Here is a 25,798-nt window from a genome sequence, read left to right as displayed (position 1 = left end):
TGTAACAAGGAAAGCTATAAATTAAACAACGAGTCGCGCCAGAATAAATGTCGGACGTTTGCAGTATAATGCCTGCCCACGATGCCTTTTTTTTTCATAGGCTTAATCTGTTGGCTGTCCTGGTGATCGTTTTTTATAATCTTTGTTGTCCAGGGTATTCCAATTGATGAACTTGCTATATGAGCAAAAATAGTTTGTTCGGTAAAATAATGCACATAGTTACTTACATGAAACAATAATTCCTCCAGCCGAAAGTCTTCGCAAATTCTGGGCCCATAAATAATTAATAAGCCCGAACTGAAGGTATAAGTATCATAGAGGTTATTACCGTAGAAATTCAAAACGCGGTCATCATAAGTTGAGTGTCCCTCCTGGCTTCCGCCGCAAACAAACCCGTTATGTTGGGGAATATATTTTTTAAAATCCTTGTAAAAAAGTATGTCACTGTCTATCCATATTACAGGTTGGATCTCGGCCTGGTGAAGTATCACAGCCAATTTTTTGCCAAGCACATGGCTCTCGGCATAGTTTAAAAGATTGATCCTGTTTTTGCCCTGATGATATACCGCGCTTTGTTGCCAGTGCTTAACAATAAGCTCACCCGGCCAAAACTTAAATTTACTTTTGATTTCTTCCGGAGATAACGATCCGTCGGATGCGATGATCAGTTTAGGAATCTCTTCCCAATATTTTGCAATAGAATATACGGCCAGGCGCGTCATATCTATGATGCTTTTGCCTGTCATCATAAGTACAGTATAAGCCGATGATGCTTTGGGCTGCCCTACAACAAGGGGCTTATATTTAAGTAAGCTCCTGTAAAGTACTGGTAAGCGATAAGCCAGTGAATTGCTTATTTTATTGAGCATGGTTGTTCTTTATAAGGCCGTCATACATACCACATGCGCCCTGCCATTTTATATATGCCGCAGCATTTTTCCATGCTTTGTAGGTAAACCAGGCTTTAGCTTTCCGTAATGTAGCCCCCGATTTTGTAATTTGTTGCCATGGGTTTATACCGTGGCTTTGCAGTAGCTGCACCCATGATTTATTGGTATTGTTAAGCAAACGTGCAAGGTAACCTGCGTGCATACGTTGAGCAGGAATAATATGTTGTAGTATGAGCTGAGGGAAATAACCAACCTGCCAGCCGCCTTTAAGGATCTCGAGCACAATATCGTTATCGCCGCCGGAGCTTAAGGAGTTACCCAACCTATCGCTGATGTTGTTTTTGCCCTGTGTTATTTTTTCCAAATAGGATGATAGCGCTTCGCGTTTTATAGCCATCCCTGCGCCTATGGGTGCAGCTGTTGGATATTGATTATTCCATGCCGCTGTTAAGGGGGTATCGCCAAGGTCGCGCAGGGCCAGGCTTCCGTAAAACTCCCACAGCCATTCGGGAGGGTTAGTTTCAAACAATGGGATTGATTTACCACCTATAGCGCCCATTTTGGGATTTTGGCCAAATATATTAAGGACTTTTTCAAGATAGCCGCCTTCAATCATATTATCATCATCAACCATTACTATAATATCGCCCGTTGATTCATTGAAACCCTTAAGCCGGGCATAGGTTAAACCTTGCTTTGTTTCATCTATAATTTGAACGGCAGGGTGCCAGCTTAAATTAAGCTGCTGCCGGAAATTGTTAGATGAATTATTGTCGATAATGATTAACTCCCATTGGTTGGCAGGCAGTGATTGGCTTTTTAAGGCCGAAAGCGTTTGCTGTAATCTTGCTGTATCCGGGTTATAAGTAGGGATGATTACGCTTAATTTAGCCATTATATAAGATATCGGCAGGTAAAGGTTCGTTAATTAAAGCCAACTGTTCTATTACAGCCGCCTCAACTGTGCCAGGTAAAATCATTTGCATGCATTTTTTATCGTAACGGCAGGTATTATGTAACCAGCATGGTGAGCATTCAACCGCAGAGTATACATTTTTAAAACTGATATACCCCGATTGGTCTGGCCTTTCGCGCCCACCATATATGATTACCGACCGGCAGTCGACTGCGCGTGCCAGATGCATCATAAACCCTACGTGTGATACCAAAAGGGCGGCATTACTTAATATGGCTGCTGTTTGCCGGATAGTAGTTTTCCCGCGCAGATCGATAACGTTTTTCAGCGGCGCATCTGTTTGAGAACCTAACTGGATGAATTTGTGGGTTTGGCAAAGCAGATCAACAACCTGTTGATATTTTTTAATGTCCCATTCTTTATTACCCATCGGGAACAATGCTGCTGAGCCGGATGTTGTTATTACGATATGGTTTTTTGCCCACTGCGCTGCTTCCAGCTCATTAGCAGTTAAAATTAAAACGGGCTTAAGATCTATTTTACCTTTAAGCTGTAAATCATCGGCCATTTTTAAAATGATATGCTTTTCGGGTATTTCGTCGCCGTCGGTTTCGGGGTGATAAACTGTGTATTTTGGAAAAACAGTTTTTACGTTGAAGGCTTTAAGAAGCATACCCGATAATAATGCCCCAAAAGGTAAAATAAGTTTGATATTCGGATTATGCTCAAAGAGTTGTTGTTGGTTACTTTTTACCCAGATATTTTTATTTCTGCGCCCGTAGAGCTCCCGGCTTAATACAGTGAGCAGCAGATTATCGCCCAGCGATTCGCCAAAAGCAATGATATAGGATGGTATACCGTATTTATAAAAGTAAAACAGCGTTGATTTTATAGTTTTAATTCGGTTTTTCAAAATATTGCTTTGAGGCTTCCAACAGCTAAGCGTATTATCATCTTACCTTTTCATACTCCAGTACATCATTCTTAAAAATGTTTTAAACCTGAATGGAATGCTCAGCCCGTTTAACCCAGTTATGTAGTATAAAATATTGAACCAGGCAAAAGTTATGCTTTGTTTTTCCTTCGCCAGCCACAGGCAGCAGTAAATTGATTGCTGCAAACATGTGGCTTTATCATTGATATTGCCGAGGGCTTTACGTGTTGACAGAAACTTATAATGATAACTGAAAAAACGATAGTCATAAGTTGATGAGCTTAAACCAGCCTCGCCAAAACGCGCGATATCCAGATTGATGTATTTGGTTTTAAATACGGGGTTACAAAATACTTTCAATGTTAAATGGTAGTCAGCAGCTACCTTAAACTTTATGTTGTATTTACCGGTGTAATTAAATATCCCGCGTTTATAAAAAATGCCCTGGTGATGGATGCCGCGTGATAATACTTTATCAATAGTATCATCCGTATATTTCGTCTTTGATGTAGCGCCTGTTACATTACCATATATAAGATCAGCAGGTTCATTTTGGATGGCCTGATAAACCTGATCCAACACTGCGGAGCTGTTGAAAATATCATCGCCACCCATAAAATAAAGCCATTGACCGCTCGCCATATCAATTCCTTTGTTCATAGCATCATAAATGCCCTTGTCGGGTTCAGAAATGAACTGGATACCAACCTTACCTGTTTTTTTTAAATTACTGATGATATACTGTGTATCATCATTTGAACCACCATCAACCAAAACCAGTTCGTAGTTTTTAAAAGCCTGGCAATTGATGCTATCTAATGTCTGCTGTAAGGTGCCCTCACAGTTATACAACGGCATGACGATGGAAAAAAATGGCTTCAATTGAGGTTTGATGTTAATACCTTGTCCGCTTCATTTACCCAGGTATCCAAGCCCTGCGGGTTCCAGTGTGTGTCACTGCGGTAGAATAGATTGCGCTTCTCGGCTTTGAAAGTTTTGTATAGTGGTATTACAGGAAGATCAGTTTTTTGTTCAACTCTTTCTAACAGATGATTATAAGGCATCCGTTTATCGTCATAGATTGAAACCGCATTTGGGATCACTGAAAGGAAAACCTTTTTAAAGCCAATAGCCCGATAATAATCGCGTGCAATATCCAGTTTGCGGACTATAGAATCTAAAGCGGCCCTGGTTTTAGGCCTAAATGCTGACTGTAAACTGGCGGTATCGACGGTAGTATTATAAAAAAGCCTTTTTTTATCAGTACTCTCCGTTACCTCTTTGGCTACGCGATTAAAAAGTTTATAGTTGAGTGATGCTTTGATCTCTTTGAAAGAGGTCGCCAGTTTATTATCAAAAAGAATTAGTTCGAGATTGCGGCTTAGATCCTTGTTAAAGATGACATTGCCTACCCGTTCAAAAATAGATGCTGCCGGCGGTTGGTTACCCAACCGGGGGGCATTACTAAAATTTAGGCCATTTTTAATTTCATTATTTGTCCACCTTGTTTCATCTGTTTTGCTGATATCATAGCTGACCAGGTTACGCTCGGCAAATTCCATTATGAGATAGTTTTGTTTGGTACTATCCAGTTTAATTGGACCGAAGGCAAAACGACGATCAAGGAAAATTACATTATCAAATGCATCAAAAGCGCCATAAAGTATTTTATCTGCCAAAAAGCTGTCGCCTATAATATATAATACCCTATTGGTGTTTTGCCTGCCGGGTTTGGGGTTGTAGTGTTTAAAAAGTTCGAGTTCAAATTTGTATTGAGGCAGATTTGACATGCCGTAAAGATCGCCATAGCGCCACTTGTCCGAATAGGAAAAAAAGGCTTTATACCAGTTGGTTTCCTTTGTTGTTTTGGAATAAATGTGGCTGAAATATTTGTCAAAATATAATTTATTGATGAATGACCGGTTCATGGAACTAAGCAGCAACGCAACACTAATGAGCAATATGAATAAACTGGTAACCTTACGCATTAAAACTGGAAATAAATAAACTGAGCTTCGTTAAAGATCCCTAAAAAGTAACAGGCAAGGATAAGCCCGCCTATAATGACCGCCTTTGTTGTGTTTGAATAATCTTTCGCTTTTCGCAAATAACGTTCGCCTAAAAGCAGGATAATGATAATAAAGGCACAATACCAAAGTTCAGGGACAGACATCAAATTACCGGCCGAATAGGTAAATCCTTTACCGGCCAATATTTTACTTAAAATATAAAAAGCATCGGATACTGTAGCTGCCCTGAAAAACACCCAGGCAAGAGAAACCAGGTTAAAAGTGAAAAGCCATTTCAGGAAGGTAAAGCCTTTGATCCCGATATCGTACTTGTTGAATAACTGGTAAGCAACGAGCAGCAAACCATGAATCAGGCCCCAAACAAGATATTTCCAGTTGGCGCCATGCCACAGGCCGCTTATCATAAATACGATAAGCAGGTTAATGCAGGTTACCCGGAAATTAATCTTGCTGCCCCCCAACGGGATATACAAATAATCACGAAACCAGGTGGAAAGTGAGATATGCCAGCGTTTCCAAAAATCAGAAACATTGGAGGCGAGATAGGGCAAGTTAAAATTCTGCATTAGCTCGATACCCAAAACGAGGGCCGTGCCAACCGCGATATCCGAATACCCGCTAAAGTCGCAATAGATCTGGAATGCAAAAAAATAGGTAGCTACGAGCAGTTCAAGTGCCGAATGACCATGCGGATTATTGAAAACAGGGTCGACGTAAAGGCCCAGTCTATCGGCAATCACCACTTTTTTAAACAGGCCCATCGCCATAAAAAATAAACCAGTTATCAAGTTACTGCTTCGGAAATTGTTCACCCGGTGTAACTGGGGCAAAATATGCTGGGGCCGTTCAATTGGGCCTGCTACCATTTGCGGGTAAAACATTACATACAAGGCATAAAGGCCAAAGTGACGCTCGGCGGGTTGATTACCCCGGTAAACCTCAATGGTGTAGCTCATAGCCTGGAATGTATGGAACGATAAGCCAATAGGCAATATAAAATCAAGCAATGGTAATTGCGGGCCATGGAATGTGTCAGATAGCAAATTCAGGTTCGCGGCCAAAAAGTTGAAATATTTATAAAAGGCCAGTACACCAATATTGGTGATCAGGCTTAAAATGAGATAAAACCTGCGGGTTTTGCCTGTGGCTTTTTCTATCAGGATGCCGGCACAATAATCAACAATAATGGTGAAAAGAATGATGAGGATGTATACCGGCTTAAAGTACATGTAAAAATAGCTGCTTGCGGCTAAAAGCCACATCCATCTTAATTTATGCGGCAGCAGGTAATATGTAATAGTTACAATTACAAAAAATATAAGGAACAACAGGGAGTTAAAAAGCATTTAAAAAAAGCAGATATATAATTTAGTTCACAATAATTTTGACGTCGGCACCTGGTTTAGCTTGCATTATTAAGAATTGATATTGCCTTATTACTGATTACAATAGGATCGACATTGTTGATATTCAGGTTGGAGCCGCGCTTGTATAAATCGTTCAGTAATGCATAGTTATGTTTATTGCTAAACTCTTCAGAAGGATAAAACGTGTATATATTGTTTGTTATGTTTAAGGGATAGGGAACAAAACGACCGAAATGGTTGCCATTGGAGATACAAATTGCGGTAGTTTGTGTACCTGCAGCAATATGTATAGCACTGGTATCATTTGAAATTAGTAAATCTGCATTGTTAATAAGTTCAATTAATTCAACAAGGTTAGTTTTACCGGTTTTATCTTCAATTTTTTCTTTGTTTATTGATTGTGATATTATTTCCGTAGCCAGGCATGAATCTGCAGATGAGCCCGCAATTGTAACGGTAACTTTAAATGTTGAATTTGCCATTATGGAATCAATTGCTGTTGCAAATAAATTTGTTCCCCATCTTCTATACTCCTGGCCCGCACCGGGAAATATTACCAATTGCAAAACCCTTTTTTTGGTTGACTTACTTTTGGTTGGCAAATTTAAGGAGGTGTCAATTTTTTGACCTGTAAGGGTTTCAATAAATTTGCGATTTCTCAAGTATTCAAAATAGTCAATTCCGGGCACATCTATAATACTATCATAAAATTTATAAGAGCGTTTTAATTCTTCTAATGATTCCATATTAGTATAATCGCCGCTGCTGCAAATCTTTTGTTTGGCTCCAAGTTGGGATATAAACTCGTCAGTGTGAAAAACTCTTGAATGAACCGGATTGATTAAGATATCAAATGCTTTTTTTTTAATGGCAAATGATAACCTTATTTTTTCATTTATATCATAAATTAATGAGGGCGTTATCCAGATAAATTCATCAATAACGTCTTTATCATATGCTTCGGCTATATCTTTAAATCCTATATTTCCAAGGAGCGTCAGTTTATAGCCTTTAAATTTTGGTGCGTGTTTGATACATCTTACATAGTTTCTGAAAAGAATGTAATCACCAATAGCATCAAGTCTTACAATTAAAATCCGGTTACTTTTAAAAGGAAGGGACGTTTGGTTAAAGAAATGGAATAAGATCCTCCGGATCTTGTTTGTACTTCTTTTTAGCAACATCATGAATAATATCCAAATACCTTATATAATTTGATCCTGATCCTGTTTAAAAAAATAATTTTCTTCCATTCATAAACAGTGCCGTGAGCATCTGCCGCCCATATTTTCTGATGATCGGCCTCCCATTGGGCCTTCATTTTTGGCGAATGAGTTTTGGCCTGGTCATGCACGTTGGCAACGGAAAGCGGCTCTTTGATCAATGCCCTGCTGTGTCCTTTTACCAGCCTGAGCCATAATTCAAAATCAAGGGAGCAATGAAGCTCCTCCCAGACGGGCTCATGAATGGAGGCACTCCAAAAAGTGGAGGGCTGTACGAGACTCGGAATCTTGATAAAATAATCAATAAAAGGCAATACCCGCGTTGTGGTTGTTTTGCCGGATACCACATTATAGTCGTTTCCGTAACCGTATATAAAATCGACTTTAGCACTTATAAACTTGCTCACCACTTTGTGGAAAATACCATTAAGGTAATAATCATCACTGTTGATCCATGCATGGTACCTGCCCGAAGAAAGGCTGAAGCCCATGTTGATGGCGTGGCTTTGCCCGCTATCTTTTTCACTTTGATAGTAACTGGTCCATGGGGCATACTTTTCAATAATCTGTTTGGATTGATCGGTACTGCCGCCGTCAATGATGATATACTCCAGGTTGGGATAATTTTGCAGAAGCACGGCCCTGATGGTTTGCTCCAGAAAATCGGCCTGGTTATATGATGGGGTTACGATGGTAAGCTTAGGCCAGTTTATTCTGTTATCATAAATAACTGGTGCAACTTCCTCATCCCAAGGCCATCCGGTTTTACCGGACGGAGGTAGGGGTAACTGGTGCAATAATCCGTTTTCGGTACCGGCTACTATGGGCAGGGGCAATTGAACGCCTTTATTAATAAAGTTTGAACGGTATAACTGAAGATCGGGAAGGGTCATGTTTTTTGTTCAGTCAATGATCTGCAGAAATGTTCGGCCAAATTTTTTAACGCTTTCATGATAAGTGTTACTTTCAAAGAGCGGGGGAGGGGTTTGATGTTCACTGAACTGCTGAAGCAGTTGCGCTAACTGGTTAACATTATGCGGATTAAAAAAGCATGCCGAGCTGTTAACCAGTTGCTCCCTATGGATCTCAATATCTGAAACCAGTAAAAATTTATTCATTAGCTTAGCATCCTCCACAACAGTGCTCCAGCCTTCAAACAACGAAGGCTGTATAATGGCAATGGCATTATTCATTAACTGAAGCTGATCACGTCTGTCAATAAAACCCAGGAACTTAATGTTGTTGCCGATGTTATTGTCTTCGACAAACGCTTTCATCTCCGTAAAATAATGAGGGTTCCGGTAGTCGTTGGTATTACCGGTAAAAGCTACGGTAATTTCAATGCCTTTCGTTTTTAGTTCTTTAACTGCTTTCAAAACTGCCAGCTGATTTTTGTGTTTCCAGAATTGGTTGGGGCAGATAAAATAACGGGCGAGCAACTGATATTTTTCAAGCAGTAATTTGATGTTGATATCCTGATACGGAGGATGCGCTACTGCGAAAGGCAGAACGTTTATCTTAACCGTATGCTGAGGGAAAATGGATTTGAAATGTCCGAGCGCAGTATTGCTGCTCACAATTAAATGCCCGGTAGAGGCTTGAATTTCCTGCTGGTTTTTCAGGCGCGAGGCAATATCGTCTTTACTGAAAAATTCAGGGGCAAAATGTTCCTGGAAATCAGCTACCCAATATATTTTCTTTTTAGCAGCCGATTGTTGCTCACTTTTATAATAAGGAAAAACAGCATCAAGGGCTTTAATTTTCTGGCTAAACAAACGAATGTTAAACAGCCGGTTTGTTATCCTGTTCAGCAATTGGAAACCCTTATTTGCTTCGCCCGAACCAAGCTGAAAGCTGATATAAGGATAGTTGAATTTTTGCTGCGCCGTCCTGAAGCTTTCGTAACTATCGGTAAGCAAAACAATATGCGGCTTTTCCTCATCATTAAGGGCGTTTAACGCATTTACCAGGTTTTCGATGTAGTAAGTGCCGCCGATCCAGTTTTCGTTGTAGGTGTAGCTTAGTCCTATTCTTTTCCTTTTAGCCATTTACAATAGATATTAATACCATCCTCAAAATTTACTTTTTGTTGGTAGCCCAGGCTAATTAGCCGGCTGTTATCGGCTTGCCAGTATAACGGATCGCCAACGCGGTTGGTGCCTGTAAATGATAAACCGCCGCTAAAGCCTATATATTTCAAAAAAGTTTTGGCTGCTGTTGTTATAGTGATGGTATTATTATTAGCAATATTTGTAATGCTGAACCCGGGCCTATCGGCATTGACAAATAGGTTCATGGCATTTACAATATCGGTAACATGAATAAATTCGCGTGTTTCGTTACCGGTACCGAACAATGTGATATTTGTTTGAGTCTGCGATTTTTTGTAAAGGTCCCAAAACAGCTGCTTTTTCAAACCGGCTCCATATGCCGAAAATACACGGAAGATATGAACATTTAAGCTAAAATGAGTATGATATAGCTGGCAGAGCTCTTCGGCTTGTTTTTTATGCACACCATAGGGTGAGAGCGGATTAAGCGTATGGGACTCTGTAATAGGTAGCATTTGCGGATTACCGTAAACTGCCGCGCTTGACAATTGGATGAGCCTGCAATTGGCATTACCTTCTTTTATGGCATTGAGGATGCTCACAAGGTGATAAACGTTTAGCAGGTAATCGCGCTCAGGGTTATTGAATGATTCGGGCACTGACGCAGCCCCTGCACAGTTAATACACCAATTGAACTGTTGTTTATGAAATACCTTCTTAAAATCGGCGTTGATAGCATCAATTAAAAAGTAGTTGGGATCGTCATATTCTACCACCACATCAGCGCCATAAACTTCATAGCCTGGCTGATTTTTAAAATAGCTGTAACAGGCCGAACCGATAAATCCTTTGGAGCCTATGACAAGTATTTTCATTGCTGTGGTAATGTTTTTATAAAACTTGCCGGGTTCCCGGCAACCATGGTAAACGGTTCAACATTTTTAGTAACCACTGCTCCTGCTGCTACGATAGCGCCTTTGCCAATGGTAACGCCTTTTAAAATTACAGCGTTCAGGCTGATCCAGGCATAGTCATCAATTATTATCGGTGCGGTGTGTACATTGCCTTTATCGGCCCAGTGCCCGTTGTGTACCAGGTCCATCCACCGTTCGGCCCTTTCAATGGCTTCAAGCTCATGCGCATTTGTGTCCATAATATTTACATTATGTGAGATTTGCACAAAATTGCCAATGGTTATGCTTTCGCCCGACCAGATCCTGGTGTGATCGCCAATGTAGCAGTTTTCGCCAATCACAATTCTACCGCCGTATTTAAATATATTGAGCATCCCCCGGATATGGGTTCCTTTGCCAACCACTATTCTTGATTTGTCGAGCGAGTTCGAAACCACCGCCTCCGGATAAAAAGTGGCCCCGAGATCGGTAATGCTTAACTGAATGTTGCGTTTTGCCTGTTTTTCATTAAGCAGGTAAATTAAATGGACAAGGTTTATTTTTTCAAAAAGGCCAAGCAATAACCGTTTTATGAATTGTTTCATTATGCTATCTTAAAAAATTGAAGCGCCCTGCGTATAACAGAACTTTTGTATTTTTTGTTAAGCCGGGCATAAACCTGTTTTAAATAAGCGATATCCAAAAGCATTTTTTTAGGATGTTTTAGCGGGAATGTCATTGTGCCCAATGGCAGATCGGCAATAGCATCATCTGCCGAATGCGTATGTGTCCCATTCCCATAGCCGATATTTTTTACAAGATTTACGCAAGGATTAATGGCCATGCCACCGTTGATCAGAATGCTATAGAACCATTGAATATCCCAGGTATTTAATGATTTGTTAAAGGATGATTCAAACATGCCGTAATAACTACGGAACCAGTCGGTAGTACCAAGTTGAGCTTCAACCTTATCCTTTATTTGCTGCTTGGGCCAGTCTTTCATTTCTATGTCATAAAGTTTCCATGCACGTTTCCAGGTGGCCCAACCCCAGATACCGCCATACCCCCAATGATATGATTGGGCATCTTTTTTCCAGCCATCGGTTAGTAAATTTGAACCTGATATTGACATTACCCTGTCGTCAAAACGGTATTTTGTCAACAGCTCCTCGCAAAAGGGGAAAAATGTTCTATCGGGCAGGCAGTCGTCTTCTAAAATGATGCCTTCGTTAACATTTTCAAAAAACCAGTTGATGGCTTCGCTAACTGCCGATTTGCAGCCGAGGTTTTTATCCCTTAATAGTGTTTTAACTTCACAATCCCAGTTTATGCGCTCAATTACCGAACGTGTTTTAGCGCATAGGTCGATGTCATCGGGTTTATCAGGTCTTGGTCCGTCGGCAGCTATATACAGGTATTTAGGTTTAATTTCAGCTATAGCTTCAAAAACCATTTCTGTAAAAGCCGGGCGGTTAAATATTAAAAAAAGTATCGGTACGGAATATCCCATAAGCTTAATAGCTTGTGAAAGCCTGGGCTGTTTTTACAATTTTTAATAATTGTTTTATATGCTGGTACTGATTTTTTATCAGTTGCCTGTTAGTTAACAGCGATTTGAGCTGGCCAGATTTTTTGTAGTATGAAATTTTTTGTTCGACGTTTACAGGCCGGGATCTATTAACCTTTTGATAAAACAAGTTAACCGTTAACTTGATTAAGGATTTTGCTGCGGAAAGCAGATCGTGATTTATGATCTGTTCGATAGGCCGTTTATTATCATTAACCAGTGCAAAATAGCCATTGAGCAAAACGCTGCTGTAATTTAACCAAAATGCAACCTTTAATATATAGTCGATATTTTGCCTTTGATGGGGAACAAAGTGTTTAAATTTTAGGTTATCATCGGCGAGGATCTTATAGCCCATCAAATAATTCATCAGGCAGATCTCAACATCTTCGCCCGAAAGCAGTTTTTTACCTATCCGCCCGGTTGTTACCTGCCTCCAATTGGCGTTCTTTAGTTCAAGCAGGATACTTTTCCGGTAAACAGCCCCGGCACCGTAAACCCAATGGCTATCCGCTGCCCATGTTTGAGGGCCCCAAACCGTGGTGAATTTCAGTAGATCTTCAGTAATCAGGGCTGGTTGTTCAGCTTCTATCACTCCACATCCCCCTAATACACCAATTTGGCTATCATCGTTCATAATCATGAAGCAACGTTCAACATAATCATCACAAAGCCAGTTATCATCATCGCAAAAAAGAAGGTATTCATACCGGGCATAGCTCAAGCCCATGTCTCGCGCATGGCTCAATCCTGCAATCGGTTGATTCAAAACACTGAACGGAACATTGGTTAGCTTGTATTTCTCCCATTCGGCCGCAGCTGTGGTAGCTGTCCCATCTGTTGAGGCGTTATCAACGATAATAACTTCCCAATTAACAGCTGCTTGTTGTAAGGCCAGGTGTTTAATGGTTAAGGGAAGCCGTTTGCTGCTATTGTAACAGCAAACTATGACGGATATACCGGGGCTCAAATTATTGATGGGGTAAAATATATAACTGCTCGTCTTTTTCCCGACTTGATTGTTTTATTGGAGCGATGTGATGTCTGCGAGCCAGCTTTCCAGTGTAATTATTTCCTTTTCGCAAACTATATTATTTTCTAACAATGCTTTATATGCATTCAGCAGATTAACCTCAACTGTATTATCCGCAGATATAACAGTAGTTACTAAATCCACTATTTTGTTACAATGCTGGTACATGGGTATCTCTGATGTGAAATCATCCATATAATTATGCAGGTTTCTTTTTTGCACAACCGTGGCATTGATAAAACCAAGCTGATAACCATAAAGCCACATAACTGGCTGTGCCACTAAACCACGAAGAATATCCGTAAAGCGGAATGTTACATATGTTGGAAGATAAAGCAATGCAAATAACTCTTTCCGTATTATGGTATTTTGAGTGTTAAACGGACAAACCGTTCCACGGTTTAAAACAATGGGTGGCTTGTCATCAAAATAGCATGGGGTATTATCTGTTAAGCGGTAAATCGCGTCTACATCAGGGTCTTCATCCGCTAAGCCCTGCCAGATCCCAACATTACAATTTTGTCTTGAAGTAAATTTTTCAATCTGAAAATCGGTATTGATAAGGTCGAGCGGGAGCCCGCGGGGCCATATTTTTTGTTTTGTATAGTATTGGTAAATATTAACAAATCCTGCAGGCCCGTCTATCATGTCAAATTCACTCTCAAATACCGGAAAGTCCCAATTCCCCTTTGGGTAATTGTCATCATCGGTATCAATTATATATGCTGCTTTTTGCCCAATGGCCGCCAGGTAACCGAGCATTTTACGGCAATAATGGTTAAAGGGCAGCACTTTTGATAATTGATATGGTAATGTTTCCTGCCGGTCGACAGAAAGATATTCAACATTATCACAGTGCCAATCTTTGGGCGACTTTTTGTCGCCAACTACTATCAGGTGATAATCGGACAGTTTTGAAAAAGAAACGACGGCCTCTGTTGGTTCAAATATTGATGTTATTACAATTGCTTTTTTTAGGCTTTCCATTTAGAAAGTTTAATGGGATGGATGTAAAGTAAATTTTCCGGGAAATTATTTACAAGATCGGTAAGGCTATTGTTGTATTTATCGAGTATGGTATAGTCTTGAGCTGTCCACAATGGGAAACCTTTTAAGTTAAGGTCTGTTTCGGTAACGATTTCATTTGCCGATAATACTAACGAGGTAGGCAAACCAACCTCCACAAACAATTTAGTTACGGCTGTTATGCCGCAATAATGACTAAATTGTTTGATGGTATCGGCACTTATAATAAACACATCTGAATAACCACCAACCACAGGATACCGAAGATGGTGTTGTTGTTTAGTGATCAGGTTTTTTAAATAGCGCAATACTTCCCGCAGTGGCATTGTAAACCAGTCTTTCAGTGTTTTTGGGGCGTCCCAAATTTGCCTGAAATTCAAAGGCCCTACCGATAAACCAAACTTATTGAATATAGCTAAAGCGGTGTTGTAATCGGGAAGAAAGCTTTTCGCTTCAACACCACTCAATTCTATGTTATAATTAAAGCCATCGGCCACCCTTTCCCAACGCTTGTTTAGGTCGGTTTCATGCAGGTTGATAAGCTCAGGGATGAAACATGTGCCGGCTTTTAGTTTAAAAAAGCCCGCATAGTTGTTCTCATTTATTGCGGGGTTCAACAGCAGATCATCTGCAACGAAAAAATAGTGATCATATTTATCGTCAAAAAAAGAACCCAAGCTCTGGGTAACATATCCCTGAAAGTAGAATGAGTTTTCATAAACAGAAATTACATTGGATAAATCGCCGGTATAAAAAGGAACCAAATGGTAGATGTTGGTAAATCTATTATGATAAATTTTTTCTAAAACAGGTATGTTTTTATTGTACTGGTGGTTGTAAATAATTATCAAGGCAACCTTACTCATTTGGGCTAATGTGTTTAATAATTAATGTTTTGGCAACATCATAGAAAGCAATTGCTGCTTCTTGGTACTGTTTAGTACAAACCTGTTAAGCATATCATGGTTACAAGCTGTAATTTCTTTGTTTATAAGAGCCTGCTCCCGGCTGATATTTATAATCAGGGCCGTTAGTTCATCAAGCGTGTGACAGTAGGTGATTAAGTCATTGTGATCATTTTTAAGCGACTTATCAATGTTATAAAAAATTGTCTTAAACCCGTTTTTGATACTTTCCAGACCTGAATAGCCGGTAAATTCACCAATAGTGAAGTTGATAAAATATCCGCTTTTTATTTCATCATTTAGTTCATTCATCGGGATAGACCTTTCTGTAAACGCGATGTTTGAAGAAACATTAAGCCGGCTGGCCGTATCAAGAATGTTTTGGTAAACTTTCGGGCTATATACGGTACCTATAAATAGTATATGAACATCAGTGATCCCGTTGTTTTTTAACAAGTACAATGTTTCTAACAGATCGGGAAAATAATTCTTATCATCAGAGATGCGTGATACGACGTTTAAATTAATCATTCAAAAAAAGCGGGAATAAAACCCTTTTGCATTTAAATACATCATTCCCGTAATGGCTGTCGAGTTCATTTTCCTGGTATTGATTGATGCAAACCAGCGTATCATTGGGATTATCGAAGTAGCTTTCAGGATAGTTGTAAGCACCCTGTGCTGCATTGGTTACATGCCAATAAAACCGGTTACTATGATTAATGAAATCTTTTGCCCTGTAAATGTTATGCAAACCGATGACATGGACACTATCATATACACTATTGGCAAAATATTTTAACCTAAGCGACCAGTACATTGACCTTAGCATTTTTAAAGGAGCCCTGAAGTTTCGTATGGTGCTGAGCCTGGTTCGCACTACTTTTATTTTCTTTTGTTTAAATATCGGATCGTAGTATTCCCTGATGTAGTTATCAATTATAAGAACGGTTGGGGCAATGTTATTTTTCTGGGCGAAAACAGCCAATTCATAGACGAGCTTTTCGGCACCGCCTATAACCAGATGGCCATTTACAATTAAAATTTTACGCATTGCAAAGGAGGGGAGTTGTTTTCTTCTATGAACGTTACCTCTGTCGTTTAACAATTTGGGCAATTGTATGATATGCGGGGCTTATATATGCTTTTATGCCTGGTAACTAACGTTAAAGTCAAGTTTAGGATGAATAACTCCCGGAGCTAAAGCACTGTTACTCCCCCTGCTTTCATTTTCAACCTCAAACCCGATAAAGTCATCAGCACCGAATAACAGGTAGCGCTGATTTTCACCGAAAATTAACTTGAATGAATAATTACCGGCATTCAACAGGTTAGGCGGGATAGTACACTTAATCGTATACAAGCCGGTTTTTGAATTGTTATTGGTTGATATAAGTACGCCATTATGAAATACCGGAATCTCATCGCTGTTTTTTAACTCAAATGTGGCATCGAGGTTAATACCTGCCTTTTGATTAAAAAAGATCATCTCAAAGCTAACACCTGTCGAAATGGAAATACTGTCGCCCGTAAGCGGGCGGATAATAAATTTAAGCACCCTTATATTTTCATTTCCCGGCGCTGAGCTTAGATCACCATGATGCTCAAATGTTGACCGGGTATTATTATTGGTTTGATAAAAGCTAACGGCTTCAAGCTGGCGGTTTTCATATATTAGCTGTCCGTTGGCAAGTACAATGCCCCGGTTACATAATGTTTTCACAGCGGCCATATTGTGGCTCACAAACAAAACCGTGCGCCCTTCGCTTTTGCTCACCTGTCCCATTTTACCGAGACATTTTTTCTGAAACTCGGCATCGCCAACTGCCAGTACTTCATCTACTATCAAAATTTCGCTTTCAAGGTGCGCAGCCACCGCAAAGGCCAACCGTACATACATTCCCGACGAGTAACGCTTAACCGGCGTATCGATGTATCTTTCAACCCCCGAAAAGCTCACGATCTCATCAAACTTTTGTTTGATCTCGGCCTTGCGCATCCCCAGTATGGCACCATTGAGATAAATATTTTCCCGCCCGCTCAGTTCCGGGTGGAAACCTGTGCCTACTTCAAGTAAACTGGCTATCCGGCCCTTTAGTTTTACCGAACCGGTAGTAGGAGAGGTAACACGGCTTAAAATTTTAAGCAGGGTGCTTTTACCTGCTCCGTTGCGGCCTATAATGCCAACAGCATCGCCCTGTTCAACTTCAAAATTAATATCGTTCAAGCTCCATACCACATCACTTTCGCCTTTGATGGTACGATCATTCACTTCGCCTATTTTTAAAAAAGGATCTTCCTTACCCCGCAGACGTGCCCAAAAGCGCTCCAGGTCGCGGGAGATAGTGCCCGTACCAAAATCGCCTAGTTGGTAGGCTTTTGATAAGTTTTCAACTTTTATTGCCTTACTCATTTATACAGTATCAACAAAAGTTTTTTCAACCTTATTAAATATTACTATGCCTGTAAGCAGTATTACAATAGTGCTAACGATACTGTAAGCTAACAGCTCCCAGTTAAAGCTTCCTTTGCCTAAAAAGCCATACCTGAACGTTTCAATTATGGCCGTAATGGGGTTAAACTTAATAAGCCAGCTGTATTTAGGATATTTAGCCTGTGCCACCGATAAAGGGTATATAACCGTTGTTGCATACATTAAAAGTGGTACGCCAAAGGCCACTATAAACGCTATATCCCTGTATTTTGTGGTAACAGCCGATATGATCATACCTAAGCCTAAACCCAATGATGCTATCATGATAATGAGTAATGGCAGCAGCAAGGCTGCTATATTGGGAATAATATGTTCGCCCTTTAAGATAAATATGATGTACAGGATTATGAAAAGTAGAAACTGAACCGCGAAACGGATCAAGTTTGAAAGCACAATACTTAAGGGCATAATAAGTCTTGGAAAATATACCTTGCCAAGTATACCGGCATTATCTTTAAAAACAGTTGACGTTTTGTTCAGGCAATCGGCAAAATAGTTCCAAATGATGGTGCCGGCCAGGTAAAAAAGTGGCTTGGGCAGGCCATCAACCGGGATGCCGGCCAAATTGCCAAATATCAGGGTATAAAACAGGATAGTAATAACCGGCTGAATAAAAAACCACACCGGGCCCAAAATGGTTTGCTTATAAAAGGAAATAAAATCGCGCCTAACGAGTAGCACAAGCAAGTCGCGGTAATGCCACACCTCTTTAAGCTTAAGGTCGAGCAAGCTGCCTTTCGCATTTATTTCGATGTCCCATTTTTCAGGATGCAAATCAGTCATTTATCAGCTGCTCAAGTTTGGTCATATAATCGCGCTCGTTAAAATGGCTTAAACATTTTTCCTGTAAGCTTTTGCGGGTATCAGCAGCTAAGTGTTTTTGCAAATGCTTTGTTATTGCTTTGTTAAGTTCGGTAAGGTTGTCCGGGTCAATGGCTTCTCCCAGTTCGCCGTTCCGGATGGCGTCAATACTACCATCGGCATTGCCACAAATAACGGGTAAGCCGCAGGCAAGGGCTTCAATAAATACAATGCCAAAGCCCTCCTTTTTGCTTGGTAAAACAAACAGGTCGGCCAGCAGGAAATAGTCGGTAAGTTCGGCTTCATCAATAAAGCCGGTTAAAATTACCTGTTCCCTTACATCATGCGCCGCTATTAATTCTTTTATACGGATGTGTTCCTGCTCATCATATTTGCCCGAAAGTATATATTTTATTTGCGGGAATTTTGACTTAAGGCTCCCCAGAGCATTAATTACCTGGTCATACCCTTTGTATAGCTCGGTAGATGCCATGCGTGTTAACGAAAATATGATAAAATCATCGTGGTTTAAACCATAACTGCGCAACAGTTTTTGTGGCTTCGTGAAGATATTGGGCAAACGCATAAAAGGGTCAATGGCATTATTCAGGACAATGCATTTATCTGCATTCAGGTTATGCCTTTTTATCATTTGCTGTTTGGTATAATTACTTACACAAATTACGCTGTCGCAGTGTTTAAGCATTAGGCGCTTTAAAAACGAAAGTGGACGCCAAACCTCAATACCGTGTACTACAAGCCATAGCCGGCATTTAGGGTTAATCAGTTTAATTAACAGGCCAATGATAGCCAGGTTAATATGACTTAATATAGCAACATGGGGCTTTGCGGAATGGCCAATGGTTTCTAAAACAAAACCTGCCCGGTTTATGCCAAACCCTTTGAAATTTGCAGAAGGTAAATATTGCGCCATCAGGTCATCCTGCTTATCATAAGCCGACCAAAGCTCAAAATTCCAATTGTTTTTTAAGGCAGCACGATGCAAGGAATGACCAAGTGTGCGTGTCATTTTCTGGATGCCGCCGGTAGTGCTAAATGTTTGTAAAGTAAAAAGAATTACATTTTTAGCCATCATTTTGAACCTGGTACAAGGCGAAAGCCTTTGACCAATGAATGCTGTCGTTTTTAAACTGTTTTATAGCATTTTGTGCCGCTTTCCCTTTGTAATTATCAGTATCGCTAATTAGCTGGTGCTCCTTCATCCATTTTTGTAAGGGGAATGTGAAACCCATTTTAGGCCTGTTCCAAACCTCGGGCGGAATAAGGTTGTCGAAACTTTCAATAAGAAGTTTTTTCGGCTGGCGTTTATTAAATCTGATGGCTGGTGCGATATTCCGGGCTGCACGATTAAAATCTTCATCCAAAAACGGAACTCTGACTTCAAGACCATGGTTCATGCTCATTATGTCGGTATCCCTAAGCAATTGGTTTTGCATGTAGAAATGCGTTTCAAACCATTCTGCATGCTCGTTATTATAACCGTGTGGTGCGGGCGACAAAGCTGCGCCGAACAATACATCATTAATATGATCAATGCTTGTATCCAGTAAAGCAGAAACATCAGCCAATGAAAATAATCCACGCAAAGCCAGGTAATCAGCTACGGGATGGTTAACAGCGAGGAATGCCAATCTCTTATAATGATCAGGCAAAAAATGACCGGATATTTTTAACATCCATGATGGCAGTTTACGCAGATAGCCAAGATATTTTATGCGGTTAAATGAGGGATAACCTCCAAAAAGTTCATCGGCGCCCACACCTGATAATACGGCCTTCAAACCATCGTCATGGGCATATTTACTAATAAACCAGCTGTTAATGCCATCAGTGGTAGGCATATCCATAGCACCAATAATTTGCGAAAAAACCGCTTCAAAATCTGATTGTTTTACCAGGTGTGAAAAGTTTTGGCCATTTATTTTATTGTTAATGATGTTTTGATAGCTGCGTTCATCATAACTTTTTTCATCAAAAAATATAGAAATGGTTTTAAGTTGCTCTTTTTTTTGCCGATTGGCCAGGAGTGTGAGCAGGCTTGAATCAATCCCCCCGCTTAAAAATACACCTATGGGTGCATCGGCAATTAATTGCCTTTTCACACCCAGACTAAGTGCATTGTAGATTATCCGATGCGCTTCATTTTTATCGGTTATTACACTTTGCAAACCATCAATATGATATCTGCTTAAAGTATACCCCGCGCTCCTGTGGTCCCAGCATAAAAAATGTCCTTTGGGCAAGCTGAATACATTTTTTAATGTGGTATAGGGTTCAGGAATATGGCCAAATGCCAGTAGCCTTACCGGCCAGTCCGGATCTTTTTCGATATTCAGTCCCGACTGTTTAAATGCCCGTACTTCAGATGCAAAACAAAGCTCGTTGTTTGCAGCCGAATAATATAGCGGTTTTATACCGGTGGTATCACGTACAAGGTAAGTCAGGGCTTTGCCAACATCATATAAGGCAAAAGCAAACATACCCCTGAACCTTGCAAAAGCCGCGGTGCCCCAATTAAGATAGGCCTGGAGTATAACTTCGGTATCGGTGCCTGACTTAAATTGTGCTCCTGATCTTAGCAATTCCTGTCTTAATTCGGGGTAATTGTAAATTTCGCCATTGAAGGTGATCCATGCATTTTGACCTACATCTGCCATGGGCTGATGCCCGTTGCTGCTGAGGTCAATAATTGATAACCTGCGGTGACCGAAAACAAGGCTGGCTTTTTCATCTTCAAATATGCCCTCATCATCCGGCCCCCCATGCTGTAACGCGCGGCACATTAATTTTACGCTATTCCTGATCTCGTTTTGGGATATTTTTTCAGAAACGATTCCTGCTATACGGCACATTGTTCATTAAATTTCATAGCTTCGCCCCGTAAGTTACATTGATATCTTGTAACTAATTAGTTATTAATTACTTGTGTTGCAGGGCACAAGCTGTCTATTTATTGAATTTTCGGCGCAAATAATGAAATATTATCTGTTGTCCAAAACAATTCCTTTTATTTTAAAACCGCTCAATGAGCGATGCAGCAACATTAACGATAATGGAGTAACCAATACTTTCCAGTCGTAATATCAGTTGTTTTTGCGATCTGCGTGATACAACTTCGCCTGTCATGCCCTTTAGTGCACCTGCTCTGATGATAATCTTCTCGCCCGGCTGCAGGTCTTCCTCTGTTACCTCCAGTTCATATGGACTTGCCATGAGTAATTTAAGTTCATGGATCTGCTTATCAGGCATAACTGCAGGCTTGCCCGAAAAATAAAGGAACCGCGCAATACCTTTGGTCATTAACACTTCGGCCTGCTCTTGTTCGGCAATATTTACAAACAGGTATGATTTTAACAATGGTTCCTCAACCCATTTTCTGCGGTCGCTCCATTGTTTAAGCTGACGGTGCAGTGGCAGGTAAACATTAATGCCTTTGCTCACTAATGCATCATATGCCTTTTTTTCGGCTCGTGGGTTGGTGTAAACCGGATACCATTTGTTTACTGCCATATTGATTTTAGTAACAATCTTTTTAAATAAACAAGCTTATTTAAACCATCGTTTTAAATTCCACCATTTTTTCTTTTCATCATCAAGATAATAGCCCGAACCTTCGTAGCCGCTGTAATCTGAATAATAGTAATATCGTGTGCCTGTATTTTCGCCGGTAAATTTGGTAGTGTAATATCTTGAATGCAGCAAATCTTCTTCGAATGCATTTAAAATTATCACGGTATTATCGAGGTGATATTCCTGCGCTATGCGCTGTGGCACAGTTGCGGCATAATATTTTGATTTGCCCGACCGGATCACAAAAACATTGATGTCACTTATCCTGATAAGCGGTATAGCATCTGATACCAGTCCGATCGGAGCGGTATCAATCATCACTATATCATACATCGTTTTAAGTGTTTCAATTAAAGCGTTCATCCTTTTGCTGTGTAGTAGCTCTGATGGGTTAGGCGGTACGGGCCCCGACACTATAAAATCAAGGTTTTCCTGTTCAGAGTGATGAATGATATCATCAATTTCAGTTTGGTGTGCAAGGTAATTGGTCAAGCCAATATCATTGGCCACATGAAAAGTTTTATGCAGCCTTGAACGACGTAAATCGGCTCCTATTAATATTACTTTTTTATCAATAAGTGAAAGTGTGCTTGACAAATTTACGGCAACAAATGATTTGCCTTCGCCGGCTACTTCCGAGGTTATACAAATAACTTTGCTTGCTTTTTCTGACGAAAGGAAGCTAAGATTAGTACGTACAGAACGGACCGATTCGGCAAAAATTGATTTGGGTTTGCTGATAGCAAGGATTTGTTCGCTGCTTTCGTCAAGGGCATACGGAAATTTTCGGATAACGCCCAGGATAGGTATGCTGGTTAGACTTTCAATGGTTTCCTTATCATAAATATAGGGGTTTAATATCCTGATGAGAATGATAAGCCCCAGGCCTATAGCCAGACCTAATATAGTAGCAGTACGGTGGATATTATGTTCATTGGGCGAAACTGGATTAAAGTTTGGCTGAGCCAGCTCAATAATAGTTGCACCAGGCAAAATCCCGGCACGGCTGATCTGCGCTTCCAGTTTTTTTTCGGACAGAAAAGAGTATACCTTATCATTAATATCAAAATCACGCTGCAGGCTCACCATATCACGCTGGGCGGCAGGCAATGCCGCTATAGTTGAGTTAACCTGGCCAAGTTGATTATCAAGATATTGAATGTTTTTTTCAATGCCAGCCCGGATCTGTTTTATATTGTTTAAAGCGGTGTTTTTAATTTGGATAATGCTTTGGTTAATGTTTTGAATAGGCTGCGAATCGGCATTATAGGTAGTTAATAAACTTGCCCGTTCTGTAATCAGGTTGTCCAGGCGGCTTACCATAACTTCTAACGATGGTAGATTAGCGCTGCCTACATTAAAGTTTAAAGTTACATTGTTTTTTTCCTTGGCTATTTCGCTGCTAAGCTGGTCGAGTGCTATTAATTGTATTTTTAGTAACGATTTGTTTGATTCAAGCTCGGTTGCCTTGGTTACAGAAGTAGTTGATGCGGATGTAACGTCAAGGATCTTGGATTTTTTCCTGTATTTTTCTATCGAGTTTTCAGAGCCTTTTACTTCAGCCGACAGATAATCCAGCTGACTGTCAATAAAATCGATCATTTGTGAAGCTGACTGCGCCTTTTGGTTCCGGTCAAAAATCACATAATTGTTCATGATCGCATTAAGTACATCCGCTGCAAACTGCGGATTGGAATCTGTTTGCTGAATGGCAATTATATTTGAGTTTTTTGCTGTTTCGCCAGCATATAAATTACCCTGTACCCGGCCGATAAAATCTTCGGGGATATTGAACTTAAATAAATAAATTGTTTTGGATGGAATTAACCCCGGGTATTTAATTCTGAAACTGGTATTGCCAATGGTTACAATATCGCCGTATTTGTAGTTGTTTTGAATCTCCTTACCGTTTATGCTATAGGTAAGATTGAAGTTTTGAGCACTGATCGGCTTAAAAGTTATCAGGCTATGGAAAAAATTAAGGCTATCAAACTTTACCAGAGTAATACCGAGAGGCTTTTGCGGATAGGTTTCGGAGGTACGTACCCTGCCCGAGATATAAAAGCTGATACGATAGTCGAGGTCTTTTATTGCTGTTAGGATGAGGGTACGGCTGGTTAATACTGAAGTTATACTCTGAATTTTTGACGGGCCGCGTTCGGGCGTGGTCATTACACTGATAATGTCAGAAATCTCTGATTTTTTTTCTTCTACCTTAAGCGTCCCCCCGGTAGCATATGTTTTAGGTGTATACCATAAATAAGTGTACGAGATAGCTGATGTAATAACAACGGATGCCAATATCCAGTACCAGCGGCTGAGTAGTATTTTGCCGATCTTAAAATAGTCAATTTCCTGGTTGGGCAGCTTTCTTTGTACTTTTTCTAACTCTTCCATTTACCGATGAGAAAGCGTAAAAATAATTAAGGCAGTATTAAGCAACAGTAAAACCGGCTGCGTTATTACCGAAAGGTTTTGCAATTTATCATTGCGTATGGTGCGCTTGTTTTGTGCTATATAAATAACATCTCCACTTTGAAGTATAGCACGGGGATCATTTATTGATTGGATATCCCGCAGGTTAATTTCAGTAACCTGGGGATTTTTTTGATCGCCTCTTATTATTTTTACATTTGCTTCATTAGCCTTATCTGTCAGGCCTCCTGCTTCTCCAATCATTTCAACTAAAGTGGTCCTGTCTTTTGTTAACGTATAATTTCCCTGCCCTTTTATTTCGCCAAGCATGGTAACCTTTAGGTTAATTATCTTTAGTTCAATGATGGGGTCTTTCAACAGGTTTGTACGGTAAAGCCCCTCAATTTGTTTTGCTGCTTCTGGCCTGGTAAGGCCTGCAACTTTTACATGGCCGATAACAGGCAGCGCAACAGTGCCGTCGTCTTCAACCTGGAACGTTTGTCCGGCAGTGCCTCCTCCTCCCCCTCCTCCCGCATTAGTGGAAGGCGCTTCATCTACTATATATTTTATGCTTTGCAGGTTCCTGATCTGTAATATATCCTGTGCTTTAATGCGGTACGGGCTTATTGCGACATCGCTTGCTTTTGATAAGGTATCAGTAACATTATTCTTTTGTTCAAAAAGATATTGATATTGTTTGCTTGAGCAGGAGGTTAACAAAAAAAGTATCCCAGTAATTAAGCAGATAAATGTATAGTTGCGCATGTTCAGCTATAAAGTTCCAAGTTATATTTAATATAATTAGGCTTCAAAGTCAAAATTACATAATTTCGAGGTATTAATACGTTGTATTTTTCCCAAAGTTGCAAGGTTGAAGATCTCGGTTATCACTGTTGTTTACAATGCCCAGGATACTATTAAAAGATGTATCGAATCTGTTATCGGCCAGAATTACAACAACATTGAGTATATTATAATTGATGGCGGCTCAACAGATAGTTCCCTGCAAATAATTAAGCAATATAAATCGCACATCAAAGTTTTGATATCTGAGCCTGACCAGGGCATTTATGATGCAGTCAATAAAGGGATCCGTTTAGCAACAGGCGAAATAGTTGGAACGCTTAATGCCGACGATTTTTTTGCTAATCAGGAAGTTATATCAGCAGTAGCGCAGGCTTTTTCAGACAGCGTAGCCGGAATCGTTTACGGAAACCTTGATTATATAAATTCTGCAGGGAAAATTACCCGTAAATGGAAAAGTCACGCTTGTGGAAAAAATTCCTTTAACCGTGGTTTTATGCCCCCACATCCTACCTTTTACTGTAAACGATATTTGTTTGAAAAGCACGGCTTTTACAGTCTTGAATACGGTTCTGCAGGCGATTATGAATTAATGGCGAGGTTTCTGCATAAATGGCAGGTAAGGAGCTTTTATCTTAACAAAGTTATGGTTAAAATGCAGGTAGGGGGTATAAGCAACAGCAATTTAATGAGCAGGTTTAAGGCGTGGTCATTTGATTTGAAAGCGATGCGTAAAAATAATGTGTTTTTACCCGTTTTGGCAATTGTGCTGAAGCCCCTTAGGAAAATTTCACAATTTCTTTAATCTTTAGTTAACCTTTTGTGTTTCCTGTCGTATAAGTATTTATAAATGAA

Annotated in this window: 25 protein-coding genes; 1 reads left to right on the top strand and 24 read right to left on the bottom strand. The window is 40.1% G+C overall.

The features are described 5' to 3' along the window. Window positions 1-14: 14 nt before the first annotated feature. From IEX80_RS24360 to IEX80_RS24245, 24 genes are all read right to left on the bottom strand, one after another. A complete protein-coding gene (locus tag IEX80_RS24360; RefSeq protein WP_090530008.1) occupies window positions 15-869 on the bottom strand; it encodes a hypothetical protein in 855 nt (284 codons plus the stop codon). Next, window positions 859-1,785: a glycosyltransferase gene (locus IEX80_RS24355; RefSeq protein WP_229701747.1), complete on the bottom strand. Its 927-nt coding sequence runs from the start codon at window positions 1,783-1,785 to the stop codon at window positions 859-861. Before IEX80_RS24355 ends, IEX80_RS24360 begins: the two co-directional genes overlap by 11 nt. Next, window positions 1,778-2,719, bottom strand: a complete 942-nt coding sequence (locus IEX80_RS24350; RefSeq protein ID WP_188834437.1) for a glycosyltransferase family 9 protein — start codon at window positions 2,717-2,719, stop codon at window positions 1,778-1,780. Before IEX80_RS24350 ends, IEX80_RS24355 begins: the two co-directional genes overlap by 8 nt. A gap of 42 nt (window positions 2,720-2,761) precedes the next feature. Further along, complete coding sequence (locus IEX80_RS24345; protein WP_188834436.1) at window positions 2,762-3,622, bottom strand: glycosyltransferase family 2 protein; 861 nt, start codon at window positions 3,620-3,622, stop codon at window positions 2,762-2,764. Then, window positions 3,619-4,728 carry an alginate O-acetyltransferase AlgX-related protein gene (locus IEX80_RS24340; protein ID WP_188834435.1) on the bottom strand — a complete coding sequence of 370 codons (1,110 nt, stop codon included), beginning with the start codon at window positions 4,726-4,728 and terminating at the stop codon, window positions 3,619-3,621. The genes IEX80_RS24345 and IEX80_RS24340 overlap by 4 nt, the downstream gene beginning before the upstream one ends. Beyond that, window positions 4,728-6,116, bottom strand: a complete 1,389-nt coding sequence (locus tag IEX80_RS24335; protein ID WP_188834434.1) for an MBOAT family O-acyltransferase — start codon at window positions 6,114-6,116, stop codon at window positions 4,728-4,730. The genes IEX80_RS24340 and IEX80_RS24335 overlap by 1 nt, the downstream gene beginning before the upstream one ends. Window positions 6,117-6,172: 56 nt before the next feature. Continuing rightward, window positions 6,173-7,324 carry a glycosyltransferase family 9 protein gene (locus IEX80_RS24330; RefSeq protein WP_188834433.1) on the bottom strand — a complete coding sequence of 384 codons (1,152 nt, stop codon included), beginning with the start codon at window positions 7,322-7,324 and terminating at the stop codon, window positions 6,173-6,175. Next, window positions 7,321-8,253 carry a glycosyltransferase family 2 protein gene (locus IEX80_RS24325; protein WP_188834432.1) on the bottom strand — a complete coding sequence of 311 codons (933 nt, stop codon included), beginning with the start codon at window positions 8,251-8,253 and terminating at the stop codon, window positions 7,321-7,323. Before IEX80_RS24325 ends, IEX80_RS24330 begins: the two co-directional genes overlap by 4 nt. 9 nt (window positions 8,254-8,262) lie before the next feature. Further along, entirely contained in the window at window positions 8,263-9,408 is a 1,146-nt protein-coding gene (locus IEX80_RS24320) for a glycosyltransferase (protein WP_090529985.1), read from the bottom strand. Then, window positions 9,387-10,286 carry an NAD-dependent epimerase/dehydratase family protein gene (locus tag IEX80_RS24315; RefSeq protein WP_090529981.1) on the bottom strand — a complete coding sequence of 300 codons (900 nt, stop codon included), beginning with the start codon at window positions 10,284-10,286 and terminating at the stop codon, window positions 9,387-9,389. The genes IEX80_RS24320 and IEX80_RS24315 overlap by 22 nt, the downstream gene beginning before the upstream one ends. Next, the gene (locus IEX80_RS28040; protein ID WP_371328325.1) at window positions 10,283-10,513 is read right to left on the bottom strand and encodes an acyltransferase; all 231 of its coding nucleotides are present in this window, start codon (window positions 10,511-10,513) and stop codon (window positions 10,283-10,285) included. Before IEX80_RS28040 ends, IEX80_RS24315 begins: the two co-directional genes overlap by 4 nt. A 395-nt stretch (window positions 10,514-10,908) precedes the next feature. After that, window positions 10,909-11,817: a glycosyltransferase family 2 protein gene (locus IEX80_RS24305; protein ID WP_188834431.1), complete on the bottom strand. Its 909-nt coding sequence runs from the start codon at window positions 11,815-11,817 to the stop codon at window positions 10,909-10,911. Window positions 11,818-11,821: 4 nt separating this feature from the next. After that, window positions 11,822-12,844, bottom strand: a complete 1,023-nt coding sequence (locus tag IEX80_RS24300; protein WP_188834430.1) for a glycosyltransferase family A protein — start codon at window positions 12,842-12,844, stop codon at window positions 11,822-11,824. 54 nt (window positions 12,845-12,898) lie between these two features. Further along, window positions 12,899-13,894, bottom strand: a complete 996-nt coding sequence (locus IEX80_RS24295; protein ID WP_188834429.1) for an STELLO glycosyltransferase family protein — start codon at window positions 13,892-13,894, stop codon at window positions 12,899-12,901. Next, window positions 13,882-14,799, bottom strand: coding sequence for a hypothetical protein (locus tag IEX80_RS24290; RefSeq protein ID WP_176625123.1), 918 nt, complete (start codon window positions 14,797-14,799; stop codon window positions 13,882-13,884). The genes IEX80_RS24295 and IEX80_RS24290 overlap by 13 nt, the downstream gene beginning before the upstream one ends. A gap of 21 nt (window positions 14,800-14,820) precedes the next feature. Next, window positions 14,821-15,369, bottom strand: a complete 549-nt coding sequence (locus IEX80_RS24285; RefSeq protein ID WP_176625121.1) for a hypothetical protein — start codon at window positions 15,367-15,369, stop codon at window positions 14,821-14,823. Continuing rightward, window positions 15,362-15,892: a glycosyltransferase family protein gene (locus tag IEX80_RS24280; RefSeq protein ID WP_188834428.1), complete on the bottom strand. Its 531-nt coding sequence runs from the start codon at window positions 15,890-15,892 to the stop codon at window positions 15,362-15,364. The genes IEX80_RS24285 and IEX80_RS24280 overlap by 8 nt, the downstream gene beginning before the upstream one ends. Window positions 15,893-15,985: 93 nt before the next feature. Continuing rightward, a complete protein-coding gene (locus IEX80_RS24275) occupies window positions 15,986-17,251 on the bottom strand; it encodes an ABC transporter ATP-binding protein (RefSeq protein ID WP_188834427.1) in 1,266 nt (421 codons plus the stop codon). After that, on the bottom strand, window positions 17,252-18,115 hold the full coding sequence (locus IEX80_RS24270; RefSeq protein ID WP_176625115.1) for an ABC transporter permease: 864 nt from the start codon (window positions 18,113-18,115) through the stop codon (window positions 17,252-17,254). It lies immediately after the preceding gene. Beyond that, a complete protein-coding gene (locus IEX80_RS24265; protein WP_176625113.1) occupies window positions 18,108-19,229 on the bottom strand; it encodes a glycosyltransferase family 4 protein in 1,122 nt (373 codons plus the stop codon). The genes IEX80_RS24270 and IEX80_RS24265 overlap by 8 nt, the downstream gene beginning before the upstream one ends. Further along, entirely contained in the window at window positions 19,219-21,006 is a 1,788-nt protein-coding gene (gene asnB, locus IEX80_RS24260) for an asparagine synthase (glutamine-hydrolyzing) (RefSeq protein WP_176625111.1), read from the bottom strand. Before asnB ends, IEX80_RS24265 begins: the two co-directional genes overlap by 11 nt. A gap of 160 nt (window positions 21,007-21,166) precedes the next feature. After that, a complete protein-coding gene (locus IEX80_RS24255; protein ID WP_090529947.1) occupies window positions 21,167-21,664 on the bottom strand; it encodes a UpxY family transcription antiterminator in 498 nt (165 codons plus the stop codon). 36 nt (window positions 21,665-21,700) lie between these two features. Beyond that, a complete protein-coding gene (locus tag IEX80_RS24250) occupies window positions 21,701-24,121 on the bottom strand; it encodes a GumC family protein (RefSeq protein WP_188834426.1) in 2,421 nt (806 codons plus the stop codon). Then, complete coding sequence (locus tag IEX80_RS24245; protein ID WP_188834425.1) at window positions 24,122-24,859, bottom strand: polysaccharide biosynthesis/export family protein; 738 nt, start codon at window positions 24,857-24,859, stop codon at window positions 24,122-24,124. A gap of 151 nt (window positions 24,860-25,010) precedes the next feature. On the opposite strand from IEX80_RS24245, the gene IEX80_RS24240 reads away from it, so the two are divergent. Continuing rightward, the gene (locus IEX80_RS24240) at window positions 25,011-25,748 is read left to right on the top strand and encodes a glycosyltransferase family 2 protein (protein ID WP_229701746.1); all 738 of its coding nucleotides are present in this window, start codon (window positions 25,011-25,013) and stop codon (window positions 25,746-25,748) included. Window positions 25,749-25,798: the final 50 nt, after the last annotated feature.

The organism is Mucilaginibacter rubeus (assembly GCF_014643835.1).
GTDB classification, from domain to species: Bacteria; Bacteroidota; Bacteroidia; order Sphingobacteriales; family Sphingobacteriaceae; genus Mucilaginibacter; species Mucilaginibacter rubeus.
This window is presented reverse-complemented; position numbering and strand designations above follow the sequence as displayed.